Origin of the sequence: Citricoccus sp. NPDC079358, assembly GCF_040702545.1 — a bacterium.
GTDB lineage: Bacteria > Actinomycetota > Actinomycetes > Actinomycetales > Micrococcaceae > Citricoccus.
Map to the genome: position 1 here is coordinate 25,164 of NZ_JBFBLI010000004.1, position 16,092 is coordinate 41,255.

The 16,092-nt window shown below is 63.3% G+C and carries 13 protein-coding genes and 2 pseudogenes; 11 read left to right on the forward strand and 4 right to left on the reverse strand.

The genetic code is table 11. The features are described from left to right. Positions 1-39: 39 nt before the first annotated feature. Positions 40-955 (reverse strand): annotated as a pseudogene (locus AB0333_RS06435) (IS110 family transposase); the annotation flags it as partial. A gap of 542 nt (positions 956-1,497) precedes the next feature. Here AB0333_RS06435 and AB0333_RS06440 point away from each other — a divergent pair. The 11 genes from AB0333_RS06440 to AB0333_RS06490 all read left to right on the forward strand — a co-directional run bounded on the left by AB0333_RS06440 (position 1,498) and on the right by AB0333_RS06490 (position 13,580). After that, positions 1,498-1,833, forward strand: a complete 336-nt coding sequence (locus tag AB0333_RS06440; protein ID WP_366217855.1) for a cupin domain-containing protein — start codon at positions 1,498-1,500, stop codon at positions 1,831-1,833. Between the two features lie 262 nt (positions 1,834-2,095). Then, on the forward strand, positions 2,096-3,436 hold the full coding sequence (locus AB0333_RS06445; protein ID WP_306968501.1) for an NAD(P)/FAD-dependent oxidoreductase: 1,341 nt from the start codon (positions 2,096-2,098) through the stop codon (positions 3,434-3,436). 235 nt (positions 3,437-3,671) lie between these two features. Next, positions 3,672-4,955 carry an MFS transporter gene (locus AB0333_RS06450; RefSeq protein ID WP_366217856.1) on the forward strand — a complete coding sequence of 428 codons (1,284 nt, stop codon included), beginning with the start codon at positions 3,672-3,674 and terminating at the stop codon, positions 4,953-4,955. 283 nt (positions 4,956-5,238) lie between these two features. Beyond that, entirely contained in the window at positions 5,239-6,762 is a 1,524-nt protein-coding gene (locus tag AB0333_RS06455; protein ID WP_011774105.1) for an aldehyde dehydrogenase family protein, read from the forward strand. A gap of 132 nt (positions 6,763-6,894) precedes the next feature. Further along, positions 6,895-7,326 carry a DUF779 domain-containing protein gene (locus tag AB0333_RS06460; RefSeq protein WP_011774104.1) on the forward strand — a complete coding sequence of 144 codons (432 nt, stop codon included), beginning with the start codon at positions 6,895-6,897 and terminating at the stop codon, positions 7,324-7,326. Positions 7,327-7,421: 95 nt separating this feature from the next. After that, a complete protein-coding gene (locus AB0333_RS06465) occupies positions 7,422-9,362 on the forward strand; it encodes a primary-amine oxidase (RefSeq protein WP_011774103.1) in 1,941 nt (646 codons plus the stop codon). Between the two features lie 183 nt (positions 9,363-9,545). Further along, on the forward strand, positions 9,546-9,779 hold the full coding sequence (locus AB0333_RS06470) for a hypothetical protein (RefSeq protein WP_011774102.1): 234 nt from the start codon (positions 9,546-9,548) through the stop codon (positions 9,777-9,779). A 226-nt stretch (positions 9,780-10,005) separates the two neighbouring features. Continuing rightward, positions 10,006-10,656 (forward strand): DUF5134 domain-containing protein, encoded by a 651-nt coding sequence (locus AB0333_RS06475; RefSeq protein WP_143711625.1) that lies wholly within the window; start codon positions 10,006-10,008, stop codon positions 10,654-10,656. A gap of 80 nt (positions 10,657-10,736) precedes the next feature. Beyond that, the gene (gene acs / locus AB0333_RS06480; protein WP_011774100.1) at positions 10,737-12,749 is read left to right on the forward strand and encodes an acetate--CoA ligase; all 2,013 of its coding nucleotides are present in this window, start codon (positions 10,737-10,739) and stop codon (positions 12,747-12,749) included. A gap of 58 nt (positions 12,750-12,807) precedes the next feature. Further along, complete coding sequence (locus AB0333_RS06485) at positions 12,808-13,098, forward strand: hypothetical protein (protein WP_366217857.1); 291 nt, start codon at positions 12,808-12,810, stop codon at positions 13,096-13,098. A gap of 53 nt (positions 13,099-13,151) precedes the next feature. Further along, positions 13,152-13,580, forward strand: a complete 429-nt coding sequence (locus AB0333_RS06490) for a nucleoside monophosphate kinase (RefSeq protein ID WP_052295486.1) — start codon at positions 13,152-13,154, stop codon at positions 13,578-13,580. A gap of 55 nt (positions 13,581-13,635) precedes the next feature. Here the strand turns inward: AB0333_RS06490 and AB0333_RS06495 are convergent. The 3 genes and pseudogenes from AB0333_RS06495 to AB0333_RS06505 form a co-directional block, all read right to left on the reverse strand. After that, a pseudogene (locus AB0333_RS06495) lies at positions 13,636-13,845 on the reverse strand (transposase); the annotation flags it as partial. Positions 13,846-13,870: 25 nt separating this feature from the next. Next, the gene (locus AB0333_RS06500; RefSeq protein WP_011774099.1) at positions 13,871-14,386 is read right to left on the reverse strand and encodes a DUF6262 family protein; all 516 of its coding nucleotides are present in this window, start codon (positions 14,384-14,386) and stop codon (positions 13,871-13,873) included. Continuing rightward, positions 14,376-16,076 (reverse strand): tyrosine-type recombinase/integrase, encoded by a 1,701-nt coding sequence (locus AB0333_RS06505; RefSeq protein WP_366217858.1) that lies wholly within the window; start codon positions 16,074-16,076, stop codon positions 14,376-14,378. Before AB0333_RS06505 ends, AB0333_RS06500 begins: the two co-directional genes overlap by 11 nt. Positions 16,077-16,092: the final 16 nt, after the last annotated feature.

The window sequence follows — 16,092 nt, forward strand, 5'->3', positions numbered from 1 at the left end:
TACAGCAGCTTGCCGGCCCCGACCGCGGACGGGGCCACCCGGGGCTGCCCCGGCGTAGGCCTTGAGTGCGGCCGGGGTGGCGAACCGGGTGCGGTCGTCGCCGATCTCGGCCAGGATCCGTGCCCCGGCGATCGGTCCGAGGCCGGGGAAGCTGGCGAGGATCCTTGCGTCCGGGTGCGTGCCGAAGAGTTCGTCGACGGCCAGGGTCAGGGCCTCAAGACCGTCGCTGGCGGCGTCGAGCTGGCCGAGCAGGGCGGTGAGTTGGGTGCCGAGGGCTGCCTCCACGCCGGGCAGCTGGTGCATCGCGGCTTCGCGGAAGACCGGGAGGAGGCGGTCGATGGTGGCATCGATGTTCCGGGTCCGGGTCAGGGCGGCGGCCTGTGACGGGGTCGGCGCGGTGCGGAGCAGGAGCCTAGCGACCGGGCTGCTCAGATCTGCGGTGGTGGGGAGGGCCATGAGCGCCGATGGATAGTATTCGCGCAGCAGGGAGCGGATCCGGTTGGCCTGCTGCTACCGGTCCCAGACCGCGTCCTGCTGGGCCCGGGCCAGGACCGCGATGGACTGGACCAGTTCCGAATCCCGAGGCAGGGGGCGGTGGGCGTGGCGGTCGGTGCGCAGGATGTTGGCCAGTGCTGCCGCGTCCTGGGCGTCGGATTTCTTGCGCGAAACCGTGTGCCGGTCGCGGTACCGGGCCACGGCCATGGGGTTGATGGCGTAGACATCCCGGCCGGTTGCACGCAGCCCGGCAACCAACAGTCCGCGGCTGGTCTCGATAGCCACCGGCACAGGGCTTTCGGCACTGTCGCCGCAGCAACCCATCAGTTCGAGCAGTTCGGCCAGACCCGCTGCCGTGTCATCGATCCGGCTGGCGGCGATAATCTGCCCCCTGTAGGTCAACGAGTGCGATGTCGTGGTGTCCTTCCGCCCAATCAATACCGCAGAACACTTCCGTCATAACAGGCCCCTCCCTTGGTCGCGGCTAACGGTCAGAGGGCCATGTGGCGGGGTAGTTGCGGCCTAATGGAAGAGCTCAGCGGCTCGACATCTGATTGGCATTCCCCTCCCGCCCGAATGCTGCTGCCGGGGCCACGTCTTGAGAAAAGGACTCCTGGTTCGCGTTCCCGGTAGAGACCTGCGTCGGCAGCCAGACCCTGGTGACCAACCTATGATTCAGGTGCGGAGGGAACCAGACGGGACGATCTTCTTCGATGGCTTCGGGCCTGGGTAACGGGAAGCCCTCACCGGTCCCCTCCACATCCCATTAGGTAACGGGTCAGGTCAGCTCACCCTCACCCTGCCGGAGGAACCGGGCAATGAAGAAGGTGCCAGGGCTCGATACCACGCCGCGCCTTGACCCACGCCATTCAACATTTCAAATTCTCCACTTGTGCAATCTCGGATTAAGGTGCATAGTGATTGGAGTCACCAAGTTCGTCGGAGGGCAACAGTGGCATCCGGCAAGACAAGAGATATCGATTTGACAACCTGGAGGAAAGCGTGAAGAAGTCAAGTATCGGAGAGACGGAGTACGAGCCGTTCATCGTCGGAGATCGGCAACTCGGCGAGGTGCATTGGTTGCGTCAGGACGCCGCCGAAAGCGGAGTAGTGCTGGCCGGACTGTGGAAGGCAGAAGATGCCACAACGCCTAGGGAATTCGATTACCCATTCGGCTACGAAGAGACAATCCAGGTGCTTGAGGGCTCGGTGACAATCGACTTCCCCAACTCACCGAGCGTGACGCTGCGCGTCGGCGATCTCGCTTCGTTCACAAAGGGAACCACCTCTGTCTGGCACGTCCAGATGCCATTCAAGAAGTTCTTCGTCTGCTCGTGATTCGGTCTGGCGCCGGCCACAATTCGATGTTCCTCTAACGAGAGAACGAATCGCTCGACATAAGCAGCGGAATCCGGAATGGTTTCCGGCGCCGTGTTATTGGGCGGCGACTCACCTCTGCTCCAGCCGAAGCTGAAGGTCACGGAAAAAGTGTGCAACGACCCCCGACCTTTGGGCGTACCAGTGGCAATAAATCACCCTAAGTCGAGCACGACAACCTGATAGTTACCCACTCTTAACGATATTCCTGATAAGGATTGATATGACTCCCAATTCGTATGACGCGATCGTCATTGGTGGCGGGTTCGCCGGAGTGACGGCTGCCCGAGAACTAACGAACGCTGGTCGTTCCGTTCTTCTCCTCGAAGCGCGCGATCGGCTCGGAGGCCGTACTCATTACGAGCATGCTGCAAGTCTTGGACGTGAAGTAGAAATGGGCGGCACTTGGGTCCACTGGCTCCAACCGCACGTGTGGGCTGAACTCACACGCTATGGTAGCGAACTCATCGAGAGCATTGGGGCTGCGGCCCCGGAAGAAGTGGTCTACCGTACCCAGGGAGAGCTGAAACGCGTTGATATTCAAGCTGCATGGCCGAACATGGTCGATGCGATGCTTAAATTCTATGGGAACTATGCCGACGTGGCTTTCCCGCGACCATACGAGCCGTTGTATGCCAGGGAGGAACTCAAGAGATTCGACGGGATGTCCATTCAGGATCGCATCGACCAACTTGAGGATCTGACCACCGAACAAAGGGATATCCTCAACGCCTACTACTCACTGTGTTGTGATGCCCCGGCAACTGGCGGGGGTTTGGCGACAATGGTCAGATGGTTCGCGCTTTCGGGTAAGAGTGTCAGCGCAACGTTCGACATGCTCACCCGATTCAAAATCGCTGGCGGCACCAAGAGCCTGATCGATAAAATGATCGCCGACAGTTCGGCAGTCGTTCGCCTGGACACGCCGGTCGCGTCTATCCACAGCAACGAGGAGGGCTCCACTGTGACACTCAGCAGCGGTGAAACGGTTCGGGCGTCCGCTGTAGTCGTTGCATTGCCCATCGCCGTGCTCGGCGACGTAGCGTTCGAGCCACCGTTGCTGCAAACCAAGCTCCCGGCCATTTCAACTGGACAGCTGTGCGAAGGACTCAAGTTCTGGGTCCGGATTAAGACTCGTGATGCGAAGCCGATGTTCGCAATGGCACCGGATAACGAGGTTCTCAACTATGCTCACACAGAAGAAATTTACGATGACGGCCAGTTGCTGGTGGTCTTCGGTATCGATGGCTCCAAGATCGATGACCCGAACTCGATTGACGAAATCGACCCACACATCAAGCGCCTGTTGGGCGATCACGTCGAAGTCATCGCAGTGCATGGGAAATACTGGCGCGACGATGAATTCGCAAAGGGCGGCTGGTCAGTCTACCGTCCGGATCAGCTGACCAACGACTTGGAAGCATTGCAAAGTCCGCAACCACCAGTGTTCTTCGCCACCGGCGATATCGCCAATGGTTGGAATGGATATATCGATGGCGCCATTGAAACCGGGATCACTGCAGCCGGGGCAGTCACCCGGTACCTGGACTCGGGGCTCCGGTAAATAGCGACGGAATATGGCCCCCGGAAACCTTGTGAGAGTGAGCGGACTCTCGCCCGCCGGCCCGAATGCCCGCCAGCGGGCCGGCCCTCCGGACCATTCATAATCTCTCGCGGTGCGCCAAATATAGACCGTTGGGATCGGCTGTTATCGGGCGAAAAACACAGGGCCGAATTGCAAAATGCCCTAACCGCAAGAAGTCTTATCCAGATGGGTAATCGCATACAAAGGAGAAGGAGTGACAACAGATTCTCGCACGCGGTGGGTGATTCTTGCCGTGTCATATCTGAGCATCATTACCATTGGGCTTTCCTGGCTTGGTTGGACGGTAGCCCTCAACGATATCGCCAATGATCTATCACTCAACTACACTCAAGCAGGTCTGCTCTCTTCCGTAACCGCGCTGACCGGTGGCATTTCGTTAGTTCTAGGAGGTATTGCCACCGACAAAATCGGATGCAAGATGGTTATTCTTCTGGGTTTGGCCGCAGGCTTTGGGGGGCTGATCTTGTTCGCCTTTGCAGACAGCTTTCCCGTCGCCATCGTGGCGAAACTGATTTGCGGTGTGTCAGTTGGACTTCTCTATGTAGGACCTTTCACCATGGTCTTCAACTGGTTCCGAAACACCCGACACAGTGGCACGGCCGTGGGGACTCTACTGACTGGTGACGGCGTGTACTCGCTCGTGGCACTGTATCTGTGTGCTCTCTTGATAATCAGCGTGGGATGGAGGCCAGGGCTAGCCATTCAAGCGGGCATCGTACTGGTGATCTTCATCGTGTCGCTGCTACTTCTGAAGAATCCCCCTGCTGGCATCGCTGAAGAATCCGCTCGACTGGGCCGCGCCCGTGTGGCCGGGCAGATCCTGCATTGTCTCCGGCGCACCAATGTGCTCACCGGAGCCGCGTACCTCGTGGTGAACTGGGGAATCGTCGGACTGATCTCTAGTTGGATGCCGACGATTCTTATCAATGACGCCGGCTGGTCGGAATCAAGCGCTGGCCTGCTTGTCTCACTCCTTGCGGCGACCGGTATTCTGACGGCTTTCTTGTTCGGCGCTCTTTCCGACAAGTACAAACGGCGCAAGAAGCTGCTGGTTCTGGCTGGTTTCGCAACGTTTCTGTCGATGGCGATTCTAACCCTGGCTCTGGCTAACGGGTGGTATGGATTAGTCGTCGTGATGCTGCCCGTCGTCGGTTTGTGTGTCTATGCCGGCGTACCACTGGCCATCGTGCTCGCTGCCGAATCCGTCGATGGCAGACACACAGGCATTGCTAATGGAATCGTCCTTGGTGGCGGATTTCTGGTAGGCGGGTTCGCCTTCCCATACGTGGCCGGAGTTATCAAGGACACGACTGGCAGCTTTGTCGGTGGAATACTAGCCGCCACGGTCGGCACTCTTGTTCTCGGATGTTTGGTGCAGCTGCTGGCTCGCGATTTCGTACCGAGCACCAGAGAGAAACGGTATGGCCCTGAACGCAATGAACTCGACCTTCTTCGGTCAGAACATGCCAGCGAATGAAAGGAAGCCAGCAGAACGACCACCATGGCCGTGATGTCGGTGAGAATCAGGTTCGGCCCGACCGCACCCATTACAAGAGGCGGAATTACGGCTATAGCTCCTGTGGGCGCAATCGTAGCTACAGACTGAGTGAAGATGGCTCAGAAGGACAGATTTCCACAAGCGGGCAAATCGAAATTCCCCAATAGATATTTAGCTTTATTTGGTGCCTTATTTTGAAATTGTTGACAATGGAAATTATATCAAGGATAACGATGTCCTTCCAGAAAAAGGAGAAGAAGTAATGACCGTCTACGCCAACCCGGGCACCGAGGGATCGCTGATCACCTTCAAGCCGCGCTACGACCACTACATCGGCGGCGAGTGGAAGGCCCCGATCAAGGGCCGGTACTTCGAGAACGTCACCCCGGTCACCGGCCAGGTCTTCACGGAGGTCGCCCGCGGCACGGCCGAGGACATCGAGGCGGCCCTGGACGCCGCGCACGGGGCCGCCCCGGGCTGGGGCCGCACCTCCGCGGCCGAGCGCGCGGTCATCCTGAACAGGATCGCCGACCGCATGGAGGCGAACCTTGAGCTGCTGGCGATCGCGGAGACCTGGGACAACGGCAAGGCCGTGCGGGAGACGCTGAACGCGGACCTGCCGCTGGCGATCGACCACTTCCGCTACTACGCCGGCGCCATCCGCGCCCAGGAGGGCCGGCTGTCCCAGATCGACGAGAACACCACCGCCTACCACTACCACGAGCCGCTGGGCGTGGTGGGCCAGATCATCCCCTGGAACTTCCCGATCCTGATGGCCGTGTGGAAGCTGGCTCCCGCGCTCGCGGCGGGCAACGCCGTCGTGCTCAAGCCGGCCGAGCAGACCCCGGTCTCCATCCTGGTGCTCGCCGAACTGGTCGGGGACCTGCTCCCGGCCGGCGTGCTGAACATCGTCAACGGCTTCGGGCTGGAGGCGGGCAAGCCGCTGGCCTCCAGCAAGCGCATCCGCAAGATCGCTTTCACCGGCGAGACCACCACGGGCCGGCTGATCATGCAGTACGCCTCCGAGAACCTGATCCCGGTGACGCTGGAGCTCGGCGGCAAGAGCCCGAACATCTTCTTCGAGGACGTCGCAGACGCCCACGACGCGTTCTACGACAAGGCGCAGGAGGGCTTCACGCTCTTCGCCCTGAACCAGGGCGAGGTCTGCACCTGCCCGTCGCGGGCCCTGATCCAGGACTCGATCTACGACCGGTTCCTCGGCGACGCGGTCGCCCGCACCCGGCGGATCGTCCAGGGCAACCCGCTGGACACGGCCACCATGATGGGCGCCCAGGCCTCCAACGACCAGCTGGAGAAGATCCTCTCCTACATCGACATCGGCAGGCAGGAGGGCGCCAAGGTCCTCACCGGCGGGGCCCGGGCCGACCTCGGCGGGGAGCTGGCCGGGGGCTACTACGTGCAGCCGACCATCTTCGAGGGCGACAACTCCATGCGCATCTTCCAGGAGGAGATCTTCGGCCCCGTGGTCTCCGTGACTCGCTTCGGCGAGTACGCGGACGCGATCAAGACCGCCAACGACACCCTCTACGGGCTCGGCGCCGGCGTCTGGAGCCGCAACGGCTCGGTGGCCTACCAGGCCGGGCGCGAGATCCAGGCCGGCCGCGTCTGGGTGAACAACTACCACGCCTACCCGGCCCACGCCGCGTTCGGCGGGTACAAGTCCTCCGGCATCGGCCGCGAGACGCACCTGATGATGCTGGACCACTACCAGCAGACCAAGAACCTGCTGGTGTCCTACTCCCCGGACGCCCTCGGCTTCTTCTAGCCTGCTGCCCCGCACTTGGCGGGGCAGGGCCCCGCCCGGGAAGTGCCCGCAACCCATCCCCAATGCGGAGCGCTTCCCGGGCGGCCTACCCCGCCACACCGCCGTTCGCCGCAACACCGTGAGGAGACAGGCATGGGAACCAGGATCGACGCGCGGCCGGCCATCGAGGGCGAGGAGTTCTCCCGGGTGGCCCTCTCCCCGGCGGCCACCGCGCTGCTGCAGGTGCTCTGGGCGCGCCACGGGCCGCTGATGTTCCACCAGTCCGGCGGCTGCTGCGACGGCTCCTCGCCGATGTGCTTCCCCGAGGGCGACTTCAAGACCGGGGGATCCGACGTGCTCCTGGGCGTGTTCGAACTTCCCCTGAACGACGGTGCTGTGGACGACGGCGGCGCGGCGCGCCTGGGGCAGATCGACTTCTGGATGTCGCGGGAACAGTTCGAATACTGGAAGCACACCCACCTGACGGTGGACGTGGTGCCCGGACGCGGATCCGGATTCTCCGTGGAGGCCCCCGAGGGCAAACGGTTCCTGATCAGGTCCCGGCTGATCGATTGGCCGGCCTAAGACAATCCTTCAATTGGTGAAATTTTTGGACCCCCGGCTCCGATACTACTTTCACCCCACGTTCCCATGACTTGCAATACACACAAGGAGAGATCATGACAGTCAATAATAAAATCCACACCCCTGTGGGAGTCTCGCATCCCCTTGATCCGCTGTCCCATGACGAAATCACGCGCGCGGTGTCGATCCTGAAGGGCGGGCCAGCCAAAGAGGAGTCGTTCCGCTTCGTCAGCGTTGAGTTGCGCGAGCCGTCCAAGCAAGCGCTCAGGAGCGGTGTACTTCCGGTCCGCGAAGCGGATTCGGTGCTCATCGATCGTACTACGGGCCTAGCCTATGAGGCCATTGTGGATCTTGACTCAGGCCTCATCAGCGGCTGGAAGGAACTCGGTGCCGGGGTCCAGCCCCCCATCATGCTGGATGAGTTCGATGAGTGCGAGGTCAACTGCAAAGCCGACCCCCGCGTTGTGGAGGCCCTCGCAGGCCGTGGCCTGACCGACCTTGACCTGGTCTGTATCGAACCATGGTCGGCGGGATATTTCGGCACCGATGCCGAAGGTCGGCGCCTCATGCGTGCTTTGGTCTTCACCAGGCTCGATGCCGACGACAACCCCTACGCACACCCGGCCGAAAACCTCGTCATCATCTACGACCTCAATTCCGGTCAGGTGGTGGAGGTTGAAGACAACGGTTTCGTTCCGGTTCCCCAAACCGTCGGCAACTACCTTCCCCAGCACGTCGGGCCGGCACGGACCGATCTCAAGCCCATCGCCATCACCCAGCCCGAGGGAGCCTCCTTCACGGTGAGGGGCAACCACGTGCAGTGGGGAGATTGGTCCTTCCGCATCGGCTTCACGCCCCGGGAAGGTCTGGTGCTGCACCAGATCCACTTCCGCGACAAGGGCCGAAACCGGCCGGTCATCAATCGGGCGTCGCTGGTGGAGATGGTCGTCCCCTACGGTGACCCGTCACCGGTGCAGGCCAAGAAAAACGCTTTCGACGCCGGCGAATACAACATCGGGGTTATGGCAAATTCGCTCAAGCTCGGTTGCGACTGTCTGGGTGAAATCCAGTACTTCGACGGGATCGTGGCTGACAGCCACGGCAACCCCATGACGATCAAGAATGCCGTGTGCATGCACGAGGAAGACGACAGCATCATGTGGAAGCACTTCGACTTCCGCAAAGGCTCGGCAGAGGTGCGCCGTTCCCGCAAGCTGGTGATTTCCTTCATTGCCACGGTGGCCAACTACGAGTACGGCTTCTACTGGCATCTGTACCTGGACGGAACCGTCGAGTTCCTCGTCAAGGCCACTGGCATCCTTTCCACCGCCGGCCAGAACCCGGGTGAGAAGAACAAGTACGGACAGACCCTGAACAACGACGGGCTGTATGCCCCCATCCACCAGCACATCTTCAATGTCCGCATGGATTTTGAAATCGACGGCCCCCGCAACGCTGTCTATGAGGTGGACACCGAAATCCCAGCGGAAAGCCCGACCCTCAGCGCCTTCCACACCGTGGATCGGCTGCTGGAAACCGAACAGGCGGCCATCCGCCGGGCCGACAGTTCAAAACACCGCTTCTGGAAGGTCGTCAACCACGACAGTCGTAACCTGGTGGATGAACCGGTGGCCTACCGCCTGATGCCCACCGATGCCATCACTCTGGCCGCCGACGACAAGGCACACGTTAGCCAGCGCGCACAGTTTGCCCGCAACAACCTCTGGGTCACCGCCTACGATCGGGCAGAACGTTTCCCGGCCGGTGAGTACCCGAACCAGAGCACCGGCGGGGACGGCTTGCCGGCATGGACCGCGGCCGACCGGAACATTGTCGATGAGGATCTGGTGGTCTGGTACACCTTCGGCATGCACCACGTGGTTCGGCTCGAAGACTGGCCCGTCATGCCGCGCCAGCACGTGGGATTCATTCTCCAGCCCCACGGCTTCTTCGACCAGAACCCCACTCTGGACCTGCCGCGGCCCGAAACCCCCTCGATGGAAGGGGCTCATTGTTGTGAAGGACACGAACAATGAGCAGGCAACTATCTACGGAGAGTGAACGCAGCGCTGTCCGAGGCGGGGAGCCCGCAGCGGAGCCGGGCCAGCTCAAGCCCAATACGCTCGGGCTCGTAGACGTTGTCTTCATGGCTGTGGCCACCTCAGCCCCCATCACCGCCATGAGCGGCAACGTGCCCTTCGTAGTGGGCTACGGAGACGATGGTCTCCGTCTACAACTACTTCAGGAAACACCAGCGATACGGAAGCAATTGGTGGATAAAAGCCGCTCCGGTCGTTGGCAGGCTGGGAGTGCTCTGTGTCGTCATCCTCATGATCCAATACCTCGGCACCACGGTGGGGCAGACCTCAGAATCGCTGCTGTTCAAACTCATTCCCTATATCGCTGCCGCATTATTCCTCGCAGGAACCGGTTTTGCGCTGTACCTGAAGTAAATCAATCCGATTAAGTACGACACGATTAGGCGGATTGCGCTCGCCAACGACGGTCACGGACCGGTCGTTGATGAAGAAGATCCGGACCTGCCACAGTTCGATTTCAATACGATCTGCGAATTGAGGCAGGAACAGAATTCCAGGCCCGGATCTTCCCCCTGCATCGCCCACCCGGCGGTACAGGGGGAAGATCCCAAGCCCTTCACCCCGTGAAAGCGTGTTCCCCGTGTTCGATAACCCCGCAATAACCTGGGCTCTGACGGCCTTGCTGCTTGCCGCGGGAGGCTACAATCTCGCACAGGCAACCAGACGGCGCAGCATGGTGGACCTGGCAAACAGCGCCCTCCATGTCCTGATGAACGCCGTAATGGCAGCAATGCTGTGGAACTTTGCTTCTTCCACCGCGCTGCTTCAGGTCGCGGTCCTTGGCGGCGGCGCATTTTGGTTTGCCCTGCAGGCTGCCGCACGGCCGGAGCTCAAGGCACTCTGTGCAGAAGGCCGGGGACGGCTTCGCTGCGCCTATCACGGTCTCAACATGGCCGCTGCAGCCCTCATGGTCGCAGTAATGAATCACCCTACGGCCCCGCACCCCGACATCATGTCGGCCCCCGGATCATCCCACAACCACCACGGTCTGGCCGCAGGCGTTGCCGTTGACATGACAGGAACCTGGGACTACAACGACACCCTGATGATCCTGCCCGCGGTATTCTTCGCAGCCTCATCAGTATTTTTCCTGGTGCTTCTGCTGTGTCCGTGGGCCTTGAGGCTCTTTACCGGCCTATCCGACGCGTCAGCGGCGGCCGTCCGTGTGACGTACGGCTTCGAATTCTCCGGCGCAGCAGCGATGGCCCTGATGTTTGCTCTGCCCGCCTAATCGCAGCTAGACCCGGACCACTCGGCGACGGCCACAAAGCCACTGGACGTTCTACTGCCCAAAATATCCAAGGAGAAGAATTGACTATTCAACCCGCTACCCAGAGCGATGCGCTTGCCAATCTGCTGCGCGAGGACCGCAGCTTCGCCCCGGACGCGGGCTTCGCCGCGAACGCGGTGGCGGACGCGTCCCGCTACGGGGCCGCCGCCGCGGACCGCCTGGGCTACTGGGCCTCCCGGGCGCGGGAGGTGCTGACGTGGGAGAAGGACTTCACGCAGGTGCTGGACTGGTCCGAGGCCCCGGTGGCGCGGTGGTTCGCCGACGGCACCCTCAACGCCGCGTACAACGCGCTGGACCGGCACGTGGAGAACGGGCTCGGGGACCGGGTGGCGATCCACTTCGAAGGCGAGCCGGGCGACACCCGCTCCTACACCTACGCGCAGCTGACCGAGGAGGTCAAGAAGGCCGCGAACGCGTTCGAGTCCCTCGGCGTTGCCAAGGGCGACCGGGTGGCCGTGTACCTGCCGATGATCCCGGAGGCGGTCATCACCATGCTCGCCTGCGCGAGGATCGGCGCGATCCACTCGGTGGTCTTCGGCGGCTTCTCCGCCGAGGCCCTGCGCAGCCGGATCGACGACGCCGAGGCGAAGCTGGTCGTGACCGCCGACGGCACCTTCCGCCGCGGCAAGCCGAGCCCGCTCAAGCCTGCCGTGGACCAGGCCCTGGCCGAGTCCGGGCACACCGTGCAGAACGTCATCGTCGTGAAGCGCAACCACCAGGACGTGGCGTGGACGCCAGGGCTGGACAGGTGGTGGCACGAGACCGTGTCCACGGCGTCCGCCGAGCACACCGCGGTCGCGCACGAGGCCGAGCACCCGCTGTTCATCCTCTACACCTCCGGCACCACCGGAAAGCCCAAGGGCATCCTGCACACCACCGGCGGCTACCTGGTCCAGGGCGCGGCCACCCACAAGGACACCTTCGACCTGCACCCGGAGACCGACGTCTACTGGTGCACGGCCGACGTCGGCTGGGTCACCGGCCACTCCTACGTCACCTACGCCCCGCTGGTCAACGGCGCCACCCAGGTGATCTACGAGGGCACCCCGGACTGCCCGCACCAGGGCCGCTGGTGGGAGATCGTGGAAAAGTACGGGGTCACCATCCTCTACACCGCCCCGACCGCGATCCGCACCTTCATGAAGTGGGGCCGCCAGATCCCGGACTCCCACGACCTCTCCAGCCTGCGCGTGCTCGGCTCGGTGGGCGAGTCCATCAACCCCGAGGCCTGGATGTGGTACCGCGAGGTCATCGGATCCAACAACGGCCCCGGCACCGACGGAGCGCCCGGTCCGCGCAAGGAGCACCCCGCCCCGATCGTGGACACCTGGTGGCAGACCGAGACCGGCGCGCACATGATCGCCCCGCTGCCCGGGGTCACCGCGACCAAGCCCGGCTCCGCCCAGGTCCCGGTCCCGGGCATCGGCGTCGACGTCGTGGACGAGATGGGCGCACCGGTGCCCAACGGACAGGGCGGCTTCCTGGTCATCCGCGAGCCGTGGCCGGCGATGCTGCGCGGCATCTGGGGCGACATGGACCGCTACCAGGACACCTACTGGTCCCGCTTCGAGCACATGTACTTCGCCGGCGACGGGGCCAAGCGCGACGAGGACGGCGACATCTGGCTGCTGGGCCGCGTCGACGACGTCATGAACGTCTCCGGCCACCGCCTCTCCACCACCGAGATCGAATCCGCCCTCGTCTCCCACCCGCTGGTCGCCGAGGCCGCCGTCGTGGGCGCCAAGGACGAGACCACCGGCGAGGCCGTCGTCGCGTTCGTCATCCTCCGCACCACCCCGGGCGAGGGCGAGGACGTCGAGCAAGTCCTGCGCGCCCACGTGGCCAAGGAGATCGGCCCGATCGCCAAGCCCCGGCACATCCTCGCGGTCCCCGAACTGCCCAAGACCCGCTCCGGCAAGATCATGCGCCGCCTGCTCAAGGACGTCGCCGAAGGCCGCGACCCCGGAGACGCCACCACCCTGGCCGACCCCACCGTCATGGCCCAGATCGCCGCCGACCTGCGCAAGGGCTGAGTAGCCCGCAAGACAAAGTGTCCTCCCCAGGAACCGAACCCGAACGATGATAGGACCTGTGATGCAGCTGATCCCTTCGTATACAGAATCCCAACGGGGAGACGTGCCAGCTATTGGTGGTTTCCTGCAGGCTTTGGTAGACGACGACTGGCGTATTCTAAGAGAAGGCGAACCGATTGCCGTTCAGAGGCTCGGGGAGAGCCGGCAAACAGGCATTGTCGACGGCGCCGTGGAAAGCCCCAATGCTTTCTGGGTCTGGCTTGACGACGGCAAGGGCCGTATTCTCCTCCACCGCGAGGACAAGCCGCGGATTTGGCGGCGGGCCAGCGACAACCTGCAGCGGCAATAACGAGGCACCAACTTGCAACGAGCCACCCATATTAGGAAGGAATCCCATATGGAGTGAATGCTGATCATCTGTCCTCCTGGGTCGGGCAAGGGCGCGCAGGTACGGAAAATCGCCGAACGCCTGCACAATGTCCCTTCCTGCCGGCGATATCTTCCGCGCCAACGTCGGCCAGCACACCCCGTTGGACCTGGCGGCGCAGAAATTACGTTGAAACTGGAGACTTTGTCCCCGACAGCATCACCAATCTCCTGGTCCGTGCACGCCTCCAAGAGAAAGATGTCCAGAACGGATTCCTGCTGGACAGCTATCCGCGAGCCCGGGCGCAGGCATCCGAACTGGACGAGATCCTGGCCGCTAACAACCAGGAAATGACGCTGGCCCTCCACCTCGCCGTCGATGATAACGAGCACATCGACTGTGTGCTAAGCAGGGCCAAGATCGAAGGTCGCAGCGTACTTGGGTCCCACCCCTCCAAGGTGTGAAGGGCAGAAGGGAAGGGACTGTCCGATAAACGGTGTGTAGGTCCGGCAGTTTGTACTAGTGAGTGGTTCTTTCGAACCGTCCGGCGAAGGTGATCGCGAACGCGTTCAGCGCGGGCTTCCACCTCATCACCCAACGTGCCCGACCGCCGCCGGTGGGGTCAAGAGACCGGGTCACGAGATAGAGGCATTTCAACGCGGCCTGCTCGTTCGGGAAGTGCCCGCGGGCCCTCACCGCCCGCCGGTAGCGGGCGTTGATCGACTCGATCGTTATCTCCAGTCCCGGGCACGGTTCATGCCTCTGACGTGGGGTTATGTGTTGTGGACGGTGTCTTCGACGCGGCTGTCCGGGGTGTTCTGGCCGCGTCCGTTGGTGTCTGATTGTTGTTGAAGCGTGATTTCCGTGGTGTCGGTTGTGTGCCTTGGCCGCGCCGGGTGGTCCGCTGGTCGCCGAGGGCGTGGGCGAGTCGGCGGCGGAGCTTGTCGTTCTCCTCGGTGAGCGTGCGGACGCGTTCGTTGGCTGCGTGCAGCCGGGCCAGCAGCGAGGCGTCGGAGGCGCGTTGGCTGGCGGGGATCGCGGGTGCCGGTGCGCGGCCGGTGGCGTCGCGGAGCCTTTCGATGTCCGCGCGGAGGTCGGGCTGGGCGTAGAGGAAGGCTCGTGAGACACCGGCGTGGCGGGCGACGGCTTCGAAGGTGACGGGGTCACCGGCCCTGTCGAGTTCTCTGAGGGTTCGGATCGCCTTGGACCGGGCGAGCTCGTGTCGTCGGCGTGCGGCGGCGGTGAGGTGTTTTGAGTTCTCAGCTGGCATCGGCGGTCCTGTCGGTGGGGACGGGCTCGTCTTGGAGTGTGCTGATGATGGTGTCGAGGTTCTGGGCGACCTGCCGGTTCATTTCGGCCAGCCGGGTCTGGCCCCTGGCTTCGGCGGCGCTGATGATCTGCAGGACCTGGGTGCGGTGTTCTCGGTGCTGGGGCAGGAATTCGCCGGTGGTGATGAACATTGGGCAGGTCAGGCAGGCGTTTGCGTGCGGGCACGTCTTCTGCACCGGGAGTCCGCAGAAACCGTTGGGCAGGGCCTGGGTGGCCCGGCCGAGGCGCTGCTTGGCCCAGGCCGCCTCGGCCAAGGCGCTCTCGGGGTCCAGGACGACGGTGGTGCCGCTGATGTCGATCTTCCGTGCGGTCTCCCAGTGGCGTCGGATGGTGGTGTCGTGCAGGCGGGCGTAGTGGGCAGTCATCTGCGGCGAGTCGTGGTCCAGGATGCGGCGGACGACTTCCTGGGGGACGTCCCTGTTGATGAGGCGGGTTCCCAGCGTGTGACGCCATTGGTGCGGTGTCAGGTGCGCCGGTTGGCCGTGTTCGTCGCGGATTTCGCAGCGTTCCAGCCACCGGTAGAGGGCGCCCCGGTAGGTGCCGCTGCTCATCGGCTGGAGACCGTCCGGGTTCTTCGTCGGTCTGGGGAAGAGCAGCGGGGATGGCCCGAGGCTGGACTGGCGGGCAGAGATCAGGGCCTGGAGCTCCTCGTCGATCGGCACCAGTGCCTCGCGTTTCATCTTGTGGTTGAAATAGCGCAGGTAGGGTGCCCTGTCCGCGTCCAGGACGATGCAGTCGCGTTCCAGTCTCAGGGCGTCGTTCACGCGCAGGCCGCAGCGGATCAGGATCAGGGTGGCCAGCCTGTGCGCCTCGTCTTCGAAGCGGTCGAGGTTCTCCCGGTGTTCGATCTGGGCCATGACCTGTTCGGCCAGTGCCCGCGGAGGTCGTTCGGACCGTTGGGGATAGTCGGTGCCGAACAGCATCGCCGTGGCCGGCAGCGTGGTGTCCCACGCCTGGGTGCGGATGGCGGTGAGGAAGGAGTTGAGCTGGCCGATCTGGTCGCCGTGGCGCTGGCTGCCGGCCATCTCGGCCTGCAGGTCGGCCAGGTAGCGTTCGAGCACCGCCCGGTCCACCTCGGCCAGCGACCCCACCCCGGCCCCGTGGCAGAAGAGGGCGAAGCGGGTCAGGGAACGCAGGCCGCGTCGGACCGTTTCCAGCACCAGTCCGGCCGAGAGCCGCCAGCGCACCCACCGCTTGACCAGGCTCCGGAGCCAGGGCTGCGGAATCGGCTCGAAGCTCAGGGCCGTGTTGCCCTCGAAGCCGAGCCGGCGCAGCTGCCACACGTCCCGGCCGTACTCGCCTTCCCAGCCTCCTGCCTGGGCGAGGTCCTCGATCCGGCGGCGCGCGTAGAGCAGCAGCGCCCGGGGGTTGGAGTCCTTCGGTGCTGGCCGGCCGATGCTGGTCCGCCAGTGCTCTTCCGGGTGTTCCAGCAAGGACGAGGCCGCCGTCTGGCGCAGGAACCGCACGACCTGCATTACCACGGCCGGGGGCGTCTTGGTGCCGCGGTCCCCGCGCCTGCACTGGAGCGCATACTGGAGCTCGAGTTTGAGCTGCGGCGGGAGCCCGTCCAGCCGCACGATCTGGTCTGCGTGCACCGCGGCCGGTTCGAACCTGCCGATGAACTCTTCCATCTCGGGCCGCCCGTTC